At 61.7% G+C, this 15,261-nt stretch carries 14 protein-coding genes; 7 read left to right on the top strand and 7 right to left on the bottom strand.

Annotated features, from left to right (window positions below):
• The first annotated feature begins 79 nt into the window (after window positions 1-79).
• The 6 genes from AC1D2R_RS24210 to AC1D2R_RS24235 all read left to right on the top strand — a co-directional run bounded on the left by AC1D2R_RS24210 (window position 80) and on the right by AC1D2R_RS24235 (window position 8,576).
• Complete coding sequence (locus AC1D2R_RS24210; protein ID WP_080725715.1) at window positions 80-226, top strand: DUF1127 domain-containing protein; 147 nt, start codon at window positions 80-82, stop codon at window positions 224-226.
• A gap of 157 nt (window positions 227-383) precedes the next feature.
• Window positions 384-971, top strand: a complete 588-nt coding sequence (locus tag AC1D2R_RS24215) for an IMPACT family protein (RefSeq protein WP_477971256.1) — start codon at window positions 384-386, stop codon at window positions 969-971.
• Between the two features lie 118 nt (window positions 972-1,089).
• Entirely contained in the window at window positions 1,090-2,109 is a 1,020-nt protein-coding gene (gene gnd, locus AC1D2R_RS24220; protein WP_477971260.1) for a phosphogluconate dehydrogenase (NAD(+)-dependent, decarboxylating), read from the top strand.
• Between the two features lie 106 nt (window positions 2,110-2,215).
• Window positions 2,216-4,330, top strand: coding sequence for a mechanosensitive ion channel family protein (locus AC1D2R_RS24225; protein WP_477971262.1), 2,115 nt, complete (start codon window positions 2,216-2,218; stop codon window positions 4,328-4,330).
• Window positions 4,331-4,593: 263 nt separating this feature from the next.
• Window positions 4,594-7,197, top strand: a complete 2,604-nt coding sequence (mprF, locus tag AC1D2R_RS24230; protein ID WP_477971264.1) for a bifunctional lysylphosphatidylglycerol flippase/synthetase MprF — start codon at window positions 4,594-4,596, stop codon at window positions 7,195-7,197.
• Window positions 7,194-8,576, top strand: coding sequence for a virulence factor family protein (locus AC1D2R_RS24235; protein ID WP_477971265.1), 1,383 nt, complete (start codon window positions 7,194-7,196; stop codon window positions 8,574-8,576). The genes mprF and AC1D2R_RS24235 overlap by 4 nt, the downstream gene beginning before the upstream one ends.
• A 31-nt stretch (window positions 8,577-8,607) precedes the next feature.
• On the opposite strand, the gene AC1D2R_RS24240 is transcribed toward AC1D2R_RS24235, so the two are convergent.
• The 7 genes from AC1D2R_RS24240 to ruvC all read right to left on the bottom strand — a co-directional run bounded on the left by AC1D2R_RS24240 (window position 8,608) and on the right by ruvC (window position 12,651).
• Entirely contained in the window at window positions 8,608-9,171 is a 564-nt protein-coding gene (locus AC1D2R_RS24240) for a DinB family protein (protein WP_477971267.1), read from the bottom strand.
• A 45-nt stretch (window positions 9,172-9,216) separates the two neighbouring features.
• Window positions 9,217-10,257, bottom strand: a complete 1,041-nt coding sequence (ruvB, locus tag AC1D2R_RS24245; RefSeq protein WP_477971269.1) for a Holliday junction branch migration DNA helicase RuvB — start codon at window positions 10,255-10,257, stop codon at window positions 9,217-9,219.
• 88 nt (window positions 10,258-10,345) lie between these two features.
• Window positions 10,346-10,723 carry an AbrB/MazE/SpoVT family DNA-binding domain-containing protein gene (locus AC1D2R_RS24250; RefSeq protein WP_477971271.1) on the bottom strand — a complete coding sequence of 126 codons (378 nt, stop codon included), beginning with the start codon at window positions 10,721-10,723 and terminating at the stop codon, window positions 10,346-10,348.
• Window positions 10,724-10,792: 69 nt separating this feature from the next.
• Window positions 10,793-11,410: a Holliday junction branch migration protein RuvA gene (ruvA, locus tag AC1D2R_RS24255; protein WP_477971273.1), complete on the bottom strand. Its 618-nt coding sequence runs from the start codon at window positions 11,408-11,410 to the stop codon at window positions 10,793-10,795.
• Between the two features lie 12 nt (window positions 11,411-11,422).
• Window positions 11,423-11,842 (bottom strand): type II toxin-antitoxin system VapC family toxin, encoded by a 420-nt coding sequence (locus tag AC1D2R_RS24260; protein WP_477971275.1) that lies wholly within the window; start codon window positions 11,840-11,842, stop codon window positions 11,423-11,425.
• Window positions 11,820-12,083: an AbrB/MazE/SpoVT family DNA-binding domain-containing protein gene (locus tag AC1D2R_RS24265; protein ID WP_477971277.1), complete on the bottom strand. Its 264-nt coding sequence runs from the start codon at window positions 12,081-12,083 to the stop codon at window positions 11,820-11,822. Before AC1D2R_RS24265 ends, AC1D2R_RS24260 begins: the two co-directional genes overlap by 23 nt.
• A gap of 55 nt (window positions 12,084-12,138) precedes the next feature.
• Window positions 12,139-12,651: a crossover junction endodeoxyribonuclease RuvC gene (gene ruvC / locus AC1D2R_RS24270; RefSeq protein WP_057467366.1), complete on the bottom strand. Its 513-nt coding sequence runs from the start codon at window positions 12,649-12,651 to the stop codon at window positions 12,139-12,141.
• 231 nt (window positions 12,652-12,882) lie between these two features.
• On the opposite strand from ruvC, the gene AC1D2R_RS24275 reads away from it, so the two are divergent.
• Window positions 12,883-15,198 carry a methyl-accepting chemotaxis protein gene (locus AC1D2R_RS24275; protein ID WP_477971280.1) on the top strand — a complete coding sequence of 772 codons (2,316 nt, stop codon included), beginning with the start codon at window positions 12,883-12,885 and terminating at the stop codon, window positions 15,196-15,198.
• The last annotated feature ends 63 nt before the right edge of the window (window positions 15,199-15,261 follow it).

Genomic DNA, 15,261 nt, shown 5'->3' on the forward strand with positions numbered 1-15,261 from the left:
ACGTATATTCACCTCAACAGAAAGACACCGGCAACAAGGACGTTGCCGAACGCTGACAGCCCTAGGAAAGGGGATCATCATGAACGTAGCACGCTCCTTCAACAACTGGCGCAAGTATCGTCAGACGGTTTCAGAACTCGGCCGCATGTCCAACCGTGCTCTGCACGACCTTGGCATCGACCGCGCCGACATCCAGCGCGTCGCACGCGATGCGGCCGTTCGATAGCCGACCAGATACTGCTCATCCTGAGCAGCCGATACATGAAGCGCCCGTTGCCTCGCAGCGGGCGTTTTTGCGTTGAAGGCCCCAGCGATCGATGCTCGGTACCGGTACCCGACAGTTTCACTTGCGGAACGCTCGGTGCAGGCGATATGCCACCCACATGTTTTCATTGGAACGCATCGAGACCTTCGAGCAGATCGTCAAGAAGAGCCGGTTTCGTGCCGTCGCAGGCCCGATCGCCGGCGAGCAGGATGCCAAGGATTTCCTGGCGGCACAAGCCGATCCCGGCGCCAATCACAATTGCTGGGCCTGGCGGATCGGCCAGAGCTATCGCTTCAACGATGACGGCGAGCCGAGCGGCACGGCGGGAAAGCCAATTCTGCAAGCAATCGACGGGCAATCGCTCGACAACGTCATCGTGATCGTGACCCGCTGGTTCGGCGGCGTGCTTCTCGGGACCGGCGGTCTTATCCGTGCCTATGGCGGAACGGCGTCGGCCTGCCTGCGTGCGTCAGCTATCATCGAGTTGATCCCGATAATCGAGGCGACGCTGCGCGTCGGCTTTTCGGACCTGGCGCTGGTCAAGGCGCGGCTTGGCGCTGCGGCTGGCGTCCGTGTCACGGACGAGGTCTTCTCGGACACCGGCGCCCGGTTGGCACTCGCGGTACCCCAGGCTGTGGCAGACGATGTCGCGCGGATGATCGCGGACGCGACGAGCGGGCGGGTTGTGATTGCCTTTCAGCCATGATCGCACCGCGCAGCAGCTATGAAGCCATGACCTGAATGTGACGCAGACTTTGCTTGCCTGCCGCCATGCGAGTGCTAGTTTCCGCAGTCATATCGATTAAATTACCAGGAGACTTGAGATGCAGCTTGGCATGGTGGGTTTGGGCCGTATGGGAAACTACATGGTCCAGCGCTTGATGCGCGATGGCCATGAATGCGTCGTTTACGATGCGAGGCCGGAAAGCGTTGCCGATCTTGCGGGCAAGGGGGCCATCGGCAGTGCTTCGCTCGAGGAGTTCGTCTCGAAGCTTTCCCGACCGCGCGCGGTCTGGCTGATGCTGCCCGCGGCCATCACCGACAAGGTCATCGCCCAGCTCCTGCCGCTGCTGCACGACGACGACATCATCATCGATGGCGGTAACTCCTACTATCACGACGATATCCGCCGCGGCGCCGAGCTGATCACCAAGGGCATCCACTATGTCGACGTGGGCACCAGCGGCGGCGTCTTCGGCCTCGAGCGCGGCTATTGCCTTATGATCGGCGGCGAGAAGGGCATCGTGCAGTCGCTTTCGCCGATCTTCGCCTCGCTTGCACCCGGACAGGGCTCGGTCGTGCCGTCGGAAAACCGGCCGGTTACTCCAGGTAGCACGGCCGAGCAGGGATATCTCCATTGCGGCCCGCACGGCGCCGGCCACTTCGTCAAGATGGTTCATAACGGCATCGAATACGGTCTGATGGCTGCCTATGCCGAGGGGCTGAACATTCTGAAGCGCGCGAATATCGGTTCGGACAGCCATGAGGCGGATGCCGAGACGGCGCCACTCGCTCATCCGGAATTCTATCGCTACGATTTCAATCTGCAGGATGTCGCCGAGGTGTGGCGCCGCGGCAGCGTCATCACATCATGGCTGCTGGACCTGACATCCGATGCGCTCCATGCCGATCCGACGCTTGCGCAATATGCCGGCCGCGTTTCCGATTCCGGCGAAGGGCGGTGGACAATCATGGCGGCCATCGACGAAAGCGTGCCGACGCCGGTGTTGAGCGCTGCGCTTTATGGACGCTTCTCCTCGCGCGACAACGACGAGTTCGCCAACAAGGTGCTGTCAGCAATGCGCGCGGGCTTCGGCGGCCACGTCGAGAAGCCCAAGGAATAAGCCATTCCACACAAACGGATATCAGCCCGCGCAGCGCAAGCCGCGCGGGCTTTTCTTTCCCACGGCGCGATATAAGGTGGGAGATGTATATCGAAGGGGCTGGCGAATGGGTCTGGGAATTGGCGCGAGCTTGCTGCGGTTTCTGCTGCTGATTGTGGCTATTACGACGGCAGCCAGCGCTGACGCGCAGACACCCGCGACACCGGCGACGCCGGGGCCGGCCGGAGCGCCAGCGGAGGTGCGGCAGATGCTGCAGCTGATGCAGACGCCGCAAGTGAAGCAATGGATGGCGACGCAGATGCAGGCAACGCCTGCCGCCGGCGAAGCGAGCCCCGATCAGATGTCTGTTCTCTCTGGGCTTCTCGGCCATGCACGCCGCCACTTCGATCTGGTGTCCAGCGCCGCGATGGCGCTGCCTCAGGAGGTTGAAGCAGCGTCGGCTATCGTCGATCGCGAGGTCGAGCCGAGCGGCTGGGCGCTGGTCACTATCGAAGTTCTGGCGTTGCTGCTGGCGGGGCCGGCTGCCGAACTGCTGTTTCGGCTGCTTGTGCCGAGACCGAGAATACGGCGCGCAGACGGCGAGGTCGTGACTGTCGCACACCATGCGGCGACCAACCTGATCCATCGCATCGTCCCGGCGCTTGTTTTCGGCGTCGCGACGCTGGTGCCGCTGGTCGTGTTCAAATGGCCGCCGATCACCCAGTCGATGGCCATCGCCATCGCCATTGCGCTGCTGGTGGCACGTTTCACGATCTCGTTCGGCCGATTGCTGGTGACCCTGATCACGCTTCCGAGGGCCGACGGCACGCGCGAGGTGTCGCGGTCAACGGCGCTGTTCTGGTTGCGGCGCAGCGCACTCTTCATCATCTATTTCGCCTTTGGCTGGGTCATCATCCAGCTCATGCTGCCGCTCGGATTTTCCAGCGGATCGCGCTATCTGGTCGGCTATACACTCGGCATTGGCCTGCTTCTGATTGCCACGGAGGCTATCTGGTCGCGGCCTGCCGACGGCGGGCAAAGAAGCGCAACGATCTCATGGTTGTTGACGATCTATTTCGTGGTGCTTTGGCTGTTGTGGGTTGCCGGTTTCAACCTTCTGCTCTGGATCGGCATCTACCTGTTGCTGCTGCCGCGTGCGTTGCGTGTCGCAACGCTTGCGGTGCGTTCCCTGCATCAGGCGGAAGCCGGGTTCCTGGCAAAGCGCCGTATCGCCGCGGTACTTCTTGATCGCGGCGTGCGTGCCGCCATCATCGCGATTGCCGCCATGTGGCTGGGGCGCATACTCGGGTTTGCCGCCGACCGCATGGCTGCGGGCGAAACGATGATCGATCGCATTACCCGCGGTTCGATCGGCGGCATCGTCATCCTGCTTGCGGCCGATCTCCTCTGGCATCTCGCGCGCGCCTACATCAATGCGAGATTGGAGGATTCGCCGCTGGACAGCGCCGCCAACGACGAGGAAAAGGCAAAGAGGGCGCGGCTGCAGACGCTGCTGCCGATCTTCCGGAACATCCTCGCGGTCGTCATCGCCGTGATCGCGGTTCTGATGGTGCTCTCCGGGCTCGGCGTGGAGATCGGGCCACTGATCGCCGGCGCCGGCGTTGTCGGTGTCGCCGTCGGTTTCGGTGCGCAGACAATCGTCAAGGACGTGATCAGCGGCATGTTCTACCTATGGGACGACGCCTTTCGCATCGGCGAATACATCGAAAGCGGCAGCCACAAGGGCGTCGTGGAAGCCTTCAGCCTGCGGTCTGTCCGGTTGAGGCATCATCGCGGACCCCTGACGACGGTGCCGTTCGGCGAACTCGGCGCGGTCAGGAACCTCAACCGAGACTGGACGATTGACAAGATCACGCTCAAAGTCACCTACAACACCGATCTCGTGCTGGCCAAGAAGGTCATCAAACAGATCGGCCAGCAACTGCTCGAAAATCCGGACTACGCCCCGCACATCATCGAAACACTGAAGATGAAGGGGGTCGAGCAATTCGGCGAGTTTGCGATCGAGATACGCCTGTCGATGATGACCAAACCGGGCGAGCAATTCGTCATCCGCCGCAATGCGCTCGCCATGATCCGCAATGCCTTCAAGGAAAACGGCATCGAGTTCGCGGTGCCGACCGTGCAGGTCTCGAGCGAGGGGCGCGATGCCGAAGCGCGTGCGGCGGCGGCGCGCTTTACTGCGCAGCGGTCGGGGGAAGGTAGCGAACCCGCCGCATGATGCCCCGACGGCGATTAAGGGCGGCTGGTCTGACAGAAGGCGCATTCGTCGGCTGCTACCCGCATCCGACCGGCAAGCCCGCCAACCTTACGAAAATGCAATGTGTTAGGGCCGAGCCTGCGCCAAAATTGCCCCAATTAAAGATGAAGCAAGCGTCGATAAGCGGCGCTGGGGTGGTGTGAGCATGTGTACGCTCGCCATGCCGGTTATGTTACGCAATCGAAACATGATTCCCGCAAAGATGGAAATCGCGACGGTAAGAGATGTCGGGGCACGGCAATTTGGAAGAGATCGAAGATAGGGAAGAGTCCGCCTTGCGTGGATTTTTCAGGCGATACCGCACCCACCTGACGGCAGTCGCGACGCTTGCCGTCTTCTGCATTGTCGGCTTCGCGATCGTACGGCTGACGAACGAGGTGCGCTATGACGACGTCGTGCAGGCGCTTGCCGATACCAAGACCAGCTCGATCCTCCTGGCACTTTTCTTCACCGGTCTCAGCTTTCTCGCGCTCGTCTTTTACGACGTCAACGCCATCGAATATGTCGGAAGGAAGCTGCCCTTTCCCCAAGTCGCGCTGACCGCCTTCAGCGCCTATGCGGTCGGGAACACGGCCGGGTTCGGCGCCCTGAGCGGCGGCGCGATCCGCTACCGCGCCTATTCGCGGCTGGGCCTGACGCCTGAGGAAATCGGTCGCGTCATCGCGTTCGTCACGGTCGCTTTTGGCCTTGGGCTTGCCGGTGTCGGATCGATCGCTCTGCTGGCCATTGCCGACGAGATCGCTCCGTTGATCAACGTCAGCAGCCTCCTGCTTCGGTTGATCGGCGGATCGATCGTTGCGCTCCTGGGAGCCGTCATGGTGTTTGGGCGCGGCGGCAGGGTGCTCAAGATCGGTTCGTTCTCGATACGCCTGCCGGATTCGGCCACCTGGTCGCGACAGTTCCTCGTTGCCGCCTTCGATATCGCGGCTTCCGCCACCGTTCTCTATGTGCTTCTGCCGCAGACCGCGATCAGCTGGCCTGTATTCCTGGCGATCTATGCGATCGCCGTCGGTCTCGGGGTGCTCAGCCATGTGCCGGCCGGTCTCGGCGTCTTCGAGACGGTCATCATCGCCTCGCTCGGCAGCGCGGTGAACATCGACGCGGTGCTCGGTTCGCTCGTCCTCTACCGCCTGGTCTACCACGTGTTGCCGCTGGTGATCGCGGTGCTTGTGGTCTCGGCCACAGAACTTCGCCGCTTCGCCGATCATCCGGTCGCCTCCGGTGTCCGCCGGATCGGCATCCGGCTGATGCCGCAGCTGTTGTCGACGCTTGCGTTGCTGCTCGGCGTCATGCTGATCTTTTCGAGCGTGACGCCTACGCCGGACTCCAATCTCGAATTCCTCGCCAACTACCTGCCGCTGCCGATCGTCGAAGGCGCGCACTTCCTTTCCAGCCTGCTCGGCCTGGCGCTGGTCGTTGCAGCCCGCGGCCTGGGACAGAGGCTGGATGGAGCCTGGTGGGTGTCCATCATTTCCGCCGCTGCCGCGCTGACGCTGTCGCTCCTGAAGGCGATCGCGCTGGTGGAGGCGTGCTTCCTGGGCTTCCTGATTTTTGGTCTCTTCGTCAGTCGCCGCCTGTTCCGGCGGCACGCATCGCTTTTGAACCAGACGCTGACGGCATCCTGGCTGACCGCGATTGCGGTGGTCTGCGTCGGTGCGATCGTCATACTGCTGTTCGTCTACCGCGATGTCGAATACAGCAACGAGCTCTGGTGGCAGTTCGAATTCGCCGACGAGGCGCCGCGCGGCCTGCGTGCCGTGCTCGGCATCACCATTATTTCCTCGGCGATCGCCATCTTCAGCCTGTTGCGACCGGCAACATCGAAGCCGGAGCCGGCCACGGAAGAAGGACTGCAACGCGCGGTCGCAATCGTGGGAAAGCAACGCTACGCCGACGCCAATCTGGTGCGCATGGGCGACAAGAGCATCATGTTTTCCGAAAAGGGCGATGCCTTCATCATGTATGGCCGGCAAGGCCGCTCATGGATCGCACTGTTTGACCCGATCGGCGACCGAAGCGCCATTCCGGAGCTTGTCTGGCGCTTTGTCGAATCCGCTCGTGCGGCCGGCTGCCGCGCCGTCTTCTATCAGATTTCGCCGGCGCTTCTTTCACACTGCGCCGACGCGGGCCTGCGCGCCTTCAAGCTGGGCGAGCTTGCTGTCGCCGACCTCAGGACCTTCGAGATGAAGGGCGGCAAGTGGGCGAACCTGCGCCAGACGGCCAGCCGTGCCCAGCGCGACGGCCTCGAATTCGACGTCATCGTGCCGGAGGGCGTGCCTGCAGTCATGGACGAATTGGCCGCGGTGTCTACCGCCTGGCTGCAGGATCACAACGCCAAGGAAAAGGGTTTTTCCCTCGGTGCTTTCGAACCCGACTACATCCTCGGGCAGCCTGTCGGAATCCTGAAGCGCGAGGGCAAGATCGTCGCGTTCGCGAACATCCTCATCACGGAAACCAAGGATGAGGGGACGATCGATCTGATGCGCTTCTCGCCGGATGCGCCGAAAGGCTCGATGGACTTCCTGTTCGTGCAGATCATGGAGTATCTGCGCAACGAAGGGTTTACCCATTTCAATCTCGGCATGGCACCGCTCTCGGGCATGTCGAAGCGGGAGGCTGCGCCGGTTTGGGACCGCATCGGCAGCACGGTCTTCGAACACGGCGAGCGCTTCTACAACTTCAAGGGCCTCAGGGCCTTCAAATCCAAGTTTCACCCTCAATGGCATTCGCGTTATCTTGCGGTGTCCGGAGGAGGCAATCCGATGATCGCATTGGTGGACGCGACGTTCCTGATCGGCGGCGGATTGAAAGGGGTCGTAAGGAAATGATGAAAAGATACCTTCTTGCAGCCGTGTGCGCGCTGTCGCTGGCGGCACCTGCGGCGCGGGCCGCAAGTGAAACGACCCAAAGCTTCGAAACCGGCCTCATTCCCTCGCCTCACATCTTCCTGCCCCAGGGCGACGTCAAGGGCGCTGTCATGCTAATCTCGGACGCCGCCGGTTGGGGCGACACCGAAAAGGCCGAGGCCGACAGGCTGGTGGGCGAGGGGTCTGTCGTCATCGGCGTCGATTTCCCGTCCTACATGGAGGCGCTTGGGCAATACGATGTCAGCCAGAACGACGGCTGCATCTACCTCGTGTCCGACATCGAGTCGCTCAGCCAGCAGGTTCAGCGTGCTGCCGGCAACAGCGCATACCATCTGCCGATCATTGCCGGCATAGGAGAGGGTGGAGCGCTTGCGCTTGCCATTGCCGCGCAGACGCCGGACGCCACCATCGGTCAGACGCTTGCGCTCGATCCGCTTGCAGGGATTCCGCTCACCAAGGAACTTTGCACGCCGGCGAAGAAGCAGACGGTCGGCGATCGGATGATCTACGGCCTCAGCGATATCTCGTTGCCCGATCCCATAGTTGCGGCCTTCACCCCGGCCGCCACCAAGGATGGCCGGGCTCATGTGGAGGAGTTGAAGAAAGCGCATTCAGGCATCGATATTCGCGATTCCGAAGACGATGCGCAGACCACCCTCAGCGATATTCTCGACGAGCTGATAGCGGCTTCCGCCAGTGCAGACAACCCGCTCGGTCTGCCGCTGACCGTTCTCGATGCCAAGCCGGCTTTCGACACGATGGCGGTGATATTTTCCGGTGATGGAGGATGGCGCGATATCGACAAGGAAGTTGGCGCGTCGCTGCAGAAGCAAGGCATCCCGGTTGTCGGGATCGATTCCCTCCATTACTTCTGGTCCGAGCGCAAGCCGCAGGAAACTGCGGACGATCTCGGCAGGATCATCGAGCTCTACCGCAAGCAATGGATGGTCAAGCACGTGCTGCTGGTTGGTTATTCCTTCGGTGCGGATGTGGTGCCCGCTGCTTTCTCACGCCTGAAGCCGGCGCCCAAAAGCGCGGTTGCGCAGATGTCGCTCCTGTCTCTTTCTCACGCGGTGGACTACCAGATCTCCGTCATGGGCTGGCTCGGCCAGAAAACCGAGGGGGCCGGCGGAGATCCGATCGATGACCTGAAGACGGTCGATCCCAAGATCGTCCAATGCATTTACGGCAAGGAAGACGATGACGAAGTGGCCTGCCCTGATCTGAAGGGCGCCGGTGTCGATGTCATTGCGCTCGCCGGCGACCATCATTTCGACGAGAATTACGAACTTCTGAGCAAGACGATCATCGACGGGCTGAAGTCGCGGCTGCAGAATTGAAGCACGCTGCCGACCTTTGGATGACGATGCGCTAACGCATCAGCCCTTCTTCGCTCCATCCGAGGGCGGCGAGATCGTCGCCCCGGAAACGTGCGTCATCGGCAACGATGAACTCGTCGAGCTGCGGCGGCTTGACGGTGGTGTCGGCCAGCATCGCATGGACCTGACCGCGATGATGCGTCTGGTGCTGGAAGAGGTGGCCCAGAATATCCTCCATTCTCTCCCGCTGGATCCGCTCGCTGCGATGTATGCTCACGGTCGAGACGAGCCTTTCCGGCGTCAGCGCCTCGCACAGCCCGGCAAGGCGCCGGTCGACGTTTGCCTGTGCTTCGGCCAGCGAGGCGACATCGTCGAACGGTTCTTCCACCTCGAAGGCCTTGAGCCCGAGCGTGCCTCCTTCCAGAGCATCGACATAGAACCAGTCGACTGTGACGATATGGTTCAGGGTCTCCTTGATCGACGGGAAGAAGCTCGTACGCGGGGCTTCGAACTCGCCGGGCTGCAGGCTGGCGCACGCCGCATGCAGGCGATGGTTCGCCAGTGCGTTGTTATAGGCAAGCTTGCGGAAAGACCGGCAGGCGTCGAAGGTTGGCATCGGCGGATCTCCTTCTGTCCAGCCTTTGGGCGCTGTTCAGACTGCTCAATCGTCTTCCTGGAACAATCGGAACTGCGCCGCTTCCAGATCCTTCGGCGGCTGCATGCCGAGATGCTTCCAGGCGGTTGCCGTGAGCACGCGGCCGCGCGGCGTTCGCTGGATGAAGCCCTGCTGGATCATGTAGGGCTCGATAATGTCCTCGATCGCGTCGCGCGGTTCGGAAAGGCCGGCGGCGATGGTCTCGATGCCGACGGGGCCGCCGCCGAAGTTGACGGCGATCATGTTGAGATAGCGCTTGTCGAGTTGGTCGAGGCCCATGTTGTCGACGAGCAGGCGAGTTAGCGCCTCGTCGGCGATCTCGCGGGTCACGGCCTCGGCCCTGGCGACTTCGGCAAAGTCGCGCACACGGCGCAAGAGGCGACCGGCGATACGCGGCGTGCCGCGAGCCCTGCGGGCGATTTCGCGGGCTCCCTCGTCGGTTATCGGCAGGTTCATCAGGCGCGCGCCACGGCGCACGATCAGTTCGAGTTCCTCGACGGTGTAGAAGCTCAGCCGCACGGGAATGCCGAAGCGGTCGCGCAACGGCGTGGTCAACAGGCCAAGGCGCGTGGTGGCGGCAACGAGCGTGAACTTAGAGAGATCGATCTTCACCGAGCGTGCCGCCGGCCCTTCGCCGATGATGAGATCGAGCTGGAAATCCTCCATGGCCGGATAGAGGATTTCCTCGACGGCCGGGCTGAGGCGGTGAATTTCGTCGATGAAGAGCACGTCCCGTTCTTCGAGGTTGGTCAGGAGCGCCGCAAGATCGCCCGCCTTGGCGATCACAGGGCCCGACGTCGAACGAAAGTTGACGCCGAGTTCCTTGGCCATAATCTGCGCCAATGTCGTCTTGCCCAAACCCGGTGGGCCGACGAAAAGGACGTGATCCAATGCCTCGCCGCGGTTCTTCGCGGCCTCGATGAAGATCTTGAGGTTGGCGCGCGCCTCTGCCTGGCCGGTGAACTCGTCCAGCGATTGCGGGCGCAGGGTGATGTCCAGATCTTCGCCTCGTTTTTCCGAGGAAATCAGGCGGGCGGCTTCACTCATGTCAGCAGTTCCATTCCGGGGACGCGCGAGGCGGCTTTTCTATCGAAGGTAAGGGTCTTGCCGCAATCGGCGATACGATTCATTTCGCTCAGCAACGCGTCGGCGAAATCCACGTTCGACATGCGGCAGAGATGGACCGCATTGCCAACTGCTTCATACGCAGCAACCTCAAACTCGCGTCGCTCCAGGATTGCCTCGATGAAGTCCAGGATACGATTTCGTATCGTTCTACGGCCGCATCTATGACTGTGTCATCGATCTGGCATTGAGATGCCTGCGGGCCGGCCGGCGGCTTTCTGACTACTTCGGCCAATTCGGCGACCGGCTTGTTGCGCGGAATGATGACCATCTCGCCATTTCGAACCCAGGCATAGCACTTGTCGCCCGGTTTGACGTTCAGCTGATCGCGCAGATGCTTGGGAATGGTCATCTGTCCCTTGGAGGTGATCGTGATGTTGAAACCCATGGCATTGCTCCACTTCGGTCCGCCTTACATATCGATAGTAGTAAGGCAGTATTCTCTTTGCAAATGCAGCTACCGCGCCAGCTCCTTGAGCCCCAGCCGGATCAGCTTGGCGCTGTCGGCAGCCTCGCCCGCGGTCTTCATTGCGGCGGCCACGGCGTTGGCCGCCTGATCCCTGCTGTAGCCGAGGTTGGTCAGCGCCGAAACCGCATCGGCAACCGGGGCTGCGGCGACGCCCTCTCCGAGTTCCTGCTTCAGGCCGATATTGGCCGATGCCTCGCCGGCGAAAGCCGGTGCCTTGTTCTTGAGTTCGGTGACGATGCGCACGGCGACCTTGGGACCGACGCCCTGGGCGCGCGATACGGCGGTGCGGTCCTGCAGGGCGATGGCGTTGGCGAGTTCGCTCGGGGTCAGCGTCGAAAGGACCGCGAGCGCAACCTTGGCGCCGACGCCCTGGACGCTTTGGAGGAGGTTGAACCATTCCCTTTCGAGGGCGGTCATGAAGCCGAACAGTTTCAGCTGGTCTTCACGAACATAGGTCTCGATGAAAAGAATGCAGGCTTCGCCAACCGAGCCGATGCGCGACAGGGTGCGCGCCGAACAGAAGGCGACGTAGCAGACGCCATGCACATCGACGAGCACATAGTCGTCGCCGATTTCGTCGATGGTGCCTTTGAGCTTGCCGATCATGAATGGGGTCCGTCAGGGATGGGTTTCGGGGGTGATGAGGTCGAGCGAGGGGAAGTAACTGCGGTAGCGGATGGCGTCGCGGGTCAGCAGCCGGTGCCGGCGCCAATCCGCGTGAGCCCCGATCAGAAAATCGGGAAGCGTTCTTTCGCGCTGACCACCCGCTCGCCGATACATAAGGTGTGCTTTGCCGGCACGAAAGGACGCTTCGAACGGTATAGCTTCACGCTTCATCTCGAGCCAGGCTAGGGTGGTCGTCAACTGCTCCTCGGAAAGCGGCGAGGCCGCGAGTTCCGACCAGATGACCGCGTTCAGCACCAGATCGCCATCGCCTGCGCATTGCCGCAGAAATCTGAGCGACCACTGACGATGCGCGGTCCGAGGCCCCAGGATGTCTATGAAGATGTTGGTGTCAACGAGGGTCGAAATCGTCACGCGGTCCCCTCAGCCATTCCATATACTCGTCCGTGGTCATGCCGCCGAGATCAATCGTCCCCTCAATCCGCCGTGCCCAGTCGTCAAAATCGCGAACCGGATCCTCGCTGTCCTTTTCGATCTTGACGAGCACGGCACCGTCTCCGGACGCGATGAAATCAACTTCCGATCCGGGGCCTATTCCCAGTCGGTCACGAATTTCCTTCGGAATCGTCACTTGGCCTTTTTCGGTCACTCGCATGGTAATACCTCTGCGGTATTACTTACTGCTACTGTGAGAACAAGTCAAGAACATGTCAGCCGGCCAGGACTGCCTGGCGCATGCGGTTGCTGCCGCGGTTGTGCGCATGGCAGATGGCTATGGCGAGTGCATCGGCCGCGTCGTTGCCCTTGAACTCCGCCTTCGGCATCAGGATCTTCAGCATCATGTGGATCTGCTGCTTCTCGCCATGGCCGACGCCGATGACGGCTTTCTTCACCGCGTTCGGCGCATATTCGGCGACCTGCAGTCCGGCGCGTGCGGGGACCAGCATGGCAATGCCACGGGCCTGGCCAAGCTTCAGGGTGGCGACCGCGTCCTTGTTGACGAAGGTCTGTTCGACGGCGGCTTCATCCGGCTGATGGGCGTGCACGACCTCCGCGAGCCCGTCATGCAATTGGCAGAGACGCGAGGCGAGGTCCATGTCGCCGTCCGACGTGACGGTGCCCGAGGCGATGAAGCGCAGCGAATTGCCGAACGTCTCGATGATGCCCCAGCCGGTGCGGCGCAGACCGGGGTCGATGCCTATGATGCGAATCGTATTTTGCATGCCTCACCCTATTGCAGTTACAAAATAACTGCCATCGATATGTGAACAAAACAAAAACACTGCTTAATTCCAGGCGTTCCGTTTACGTCAATTTAAGCTCCGTGCGTGAGCTTTGATCCCCAAAGGCGAGAGGAGTTCCCCGCAAGGTAAGGCTCCCATTTTCTGTTTTCAGGTCCGCCGGCAGGCCGTTCGCGCGTCTGCCGACATGCCATCCGGAAGGGTTGATTGTTCATGGCTCAGAGATTTCAGTCCCTGTCCTTTAAAGTTATTGCGACTTTCATTCTGCTTACCGCACTGTCCATCGCCGTCATTAACGGCCTTGCCTATTTCGCCAGCAGCCGCATTTCCGGCGAGCAGGCGCTGAAGGCAAAGGAGGGCGTGCTGATCTTCCGCGGCGACATGCTGCAGGATCAGCTGGAACAGTTGGAGAACCAGGCTAATTCCATTGCGCGCATCGAGGCGCTGCAGATGTCTATCACCAGCCTGAAGAGCGGCTGGAAGACGATCGAGAAGACTTCGGGCGATGCCCGCGCCGAACTGAAGAAGGTGTTCGTCACCGACAACCCGAACCCGGCCGACATGCGCGAGAATCTGGTCAAGCCGGAAGCGCCGAGCGGATTTTACTATTCCAACCACGAGGCCACCCAAACCGAGGTCGCCCGCGATCTTGAGAACACGGCCTTCGGCGATCTGCTGATTGCCGATCTAGACGGTCATGTTCTCTATTCCTACAAAAAGAACGAGGATTTCGCCGAGAATCTGAAGACCGACGCATGGAAATCGACAGGTGCCGGCCTCGCCTTCGGCGAAGCAATTGCCAATACCGCAAAGGCGACCGACGATTCCGCACCGGCCGGGTTCTCCGGCCTGCGCGTCGATGCATCGAGCGGCAGGGCCGCCATCTTCTTCGCGGTTCCGATCGTCAAGCTCGGCGCGCCGAAGGGGGTTATTCTTTTCAGGGTGCGCGACGACGTTGTTGCCGGCATCCTGAAAAAGGGCATCGTTGCCGGCAGTACGGCGCAGGCAGCGATCGTCTCGGACGACGGTTCTGCCGTGGCCGTCAACGCCAGCGGCCAGCTCGTCACCCTGGATACTGCGCCCTTCACCTTCCTGAAGGATGCACTCGCCAGCAGCACCATGACGGTGGAGGATTTCAGCCGTGCCGACGGCGCAGCGCGTGCCTACGTCAAAGGCATCGATTATCAGGGCTCGCGGTTCCTCGTGGTCGAAAGCGTGCGCCTCAGCGAGATCAACGCCGGCTCGATAGAGATCGCCACCTTGCTGACGATGATTGCGATCGGTGTCCTTGTGGTGATGGCGATCGCAACAGGCATCATAACGAAGTTGCTGTTCTCGCCGCTCGCTCGCCTTGCCGGCGTCACACGCGACGTGGCGGACGGCAAGCTGGATGTCGAGATCGGCAGTCTCAATCGTGGCGACGAGATCGGCACGATGGCAAAGGCTCTTGCACGCTTCAAGCAATCGCTGATCGAAAGCCGCGAACTCGAAGCGGCCAGCGCCGAAACGCGGGCGCTTGCCGACCGCGACAGGCAGCAGCATATGGCCGAGCGCGAGGCCGAAGCCGAGAGCCTGCAGGAGGTCGTCGAGTCGCTCGACGACGGGCTGCGTCATCTGGCGAACGGCAATCTTGCGTATCAGATCGATCGCCGCTTCCCGAACGAGCTCGAGGGTCTGCGCGTCAATTTCAACGAGGCTCTGGCAACGCTCAGCGAAACGATGACGGCGATTGGCGGAAACTCGATGGCTGTTCGCGCCGGCTCCGAAGAGATGCGCACTGGCGCCGACGAGCTGGCAGGGCGGACCGAGCGGCAGGCGGCCTCGATCACCGAGACAGCGAATGCAATCGACGCAATCACCCAATCCGTTCGCGTGCAGATCGAACGCGCCGAGCGGGCGGAACGCATGGCTCGCGATGCAAAGCGCGAGACGACAGGATCCGGCCAGATCATGCGCGACACGATTGCCGCCATGGAAGCGATCCAGGCGTCTTCCCGCCAGATCAACTCGATCATCAGCGTCATCGATTCCATAGCGTTCCAGACAAACTTGCTGGCACTCAACGCCGGTGTCGAAGCCGCCCGTGCCGGCGAGGCAGGCAAGGGCTTTGCGGTCGTTGCGATGGAGGTGCGCGAACTGGCGCAACGCTCGTCGAGTGCCGCCAAGGAAATCGGCAACCTGTTGCAGAAATCCACCCATGAGGTGGAAGCCGGCGTGTCGCTCGTCGAGCGGGCAGGCGACGCGTTGACGGGTATCGGCGGCCATGTCGAGGCGATCAACGGCCAGATCGGTGAGATCATGGAGATGACCCGCGAAGAGGCCGATACGCTCCGCCAGATCAACGCCGCGGTTTCCGAGCTCGATGCGATGACACAGCAGAACGCGGCCATGGTCGAGGAGACCACGGCGGCCATCCACCGGCTCGCCACGGAGGCGGTCGAAATGGACCGCCAGCTCTCCCACTTCACGCTGACGCAGGGCCAGCATCAGCACAGCGCGGAGGTACACGTGCTGCGGCGTCGGGTCTGAGCCGATTTCGGCGGGCGGATGCAGGCACATCCAAGTCGCATTCGGCTACAATCGTCGAGACGC

It is taken from the genome of Rhizobium sp. P1_C7, from assembly GCF_056406295.1.

Excerpts from the sequence above, each read along its gene's own strand:
- gnd (WP_477971260.1), top strand. The coding sequence starts at position 1,090 with ATGCAGCTTGGCATGGTGGGTTTGGGCCGTATGGGAAACTACATGGTC.
- AC1D2R_RS24275 (WP_477971280.1), top strand. The coding sequence starts at position 12,883 with ATGGCTCAGAGATTTCAGTCCCTGTCCTTTAAAGTTATTGCGACTTTC.
- AC1D2R_RS24210 (WP_080725715.1), top strand. The coding sequence starts at position 80 with ATGAACGTAGCACGCTCCTTCAACAACTGGCGCAAGTATCGTCAGACG.
- AC1D2R_RS24250 (WP_477971271.1), bottom strand. The coding sequence starts at position 10,723 with ATGGGTTTCAACATCACGATCACCTCCAAGGGACAGATGACCATTCCC.
- AC1D2R_RS24265 (WP_477971277.1), bottom strand. The coding sequence starts at position 12,083 with ATGCGAGTGACCGAAAAAGGCCAAGTGACGATTCCGAAGGAAATTCGT.
- ruvC (WP_057467366.1), bottom strand. The coding sequence starts at position 12,651 with ATGCAAAATACGATTCGCATCATAGGCATCGACCCCGGTCTGCGCCGC.
- AC1D2R_RS24240 (WP_477971267.1), bottom strand. The coding sequence starts at position 9,171 with ATGCCAACCTTCGACGCCTGCCGGTCTTTCCGCAAGCTTGCCTATAAC.
- ruvB (WP_477971269.1), bottom strand. The coding sequence starts at position 10,257 with ATGAGTGAAGCCGCCCGCCTGATTTCCTCGGAAAAACGAGGCGAAGAT.
- ruvA (WP_477971273.1), bottom strand. The coding sequence starts at position 11,410 with ATGATCGGCAAGCTCAAAGGCACCATCGACGAAATCGGCGACGACTAT.
- mprF (WP_477971264.1), top strand. The coding sequence starts at position 4,594 with ATGTCGGGGCACGGCAATTTGGAAGAGATCGAAGATAGGGAAGAGTCC.
- AC1D2R_RS24235 (WP_477971265.1), top strand. The coding sequence starts at position 7,194 with ATGATGAAAAGATACCTTCTTGCAGCCGTGTGCGCGCTGTCGCTGGCG.
- AC1D2R_RS24215 (WP_477971256.1), top strand. The coding sequence starts at position 384 with ATGTTTTCATTGGAACGCATCGAGACCTTCGAGCAGATCGTCAAGAAG.
- AC1D2R_RS24225 (WP_477971262.1), top strand. The coding sequence starts at position 2,216 with ATGGGTCTGGGAATTGGCGCGAGCTTGCTGCGGTTTCTGCTGCTGATT.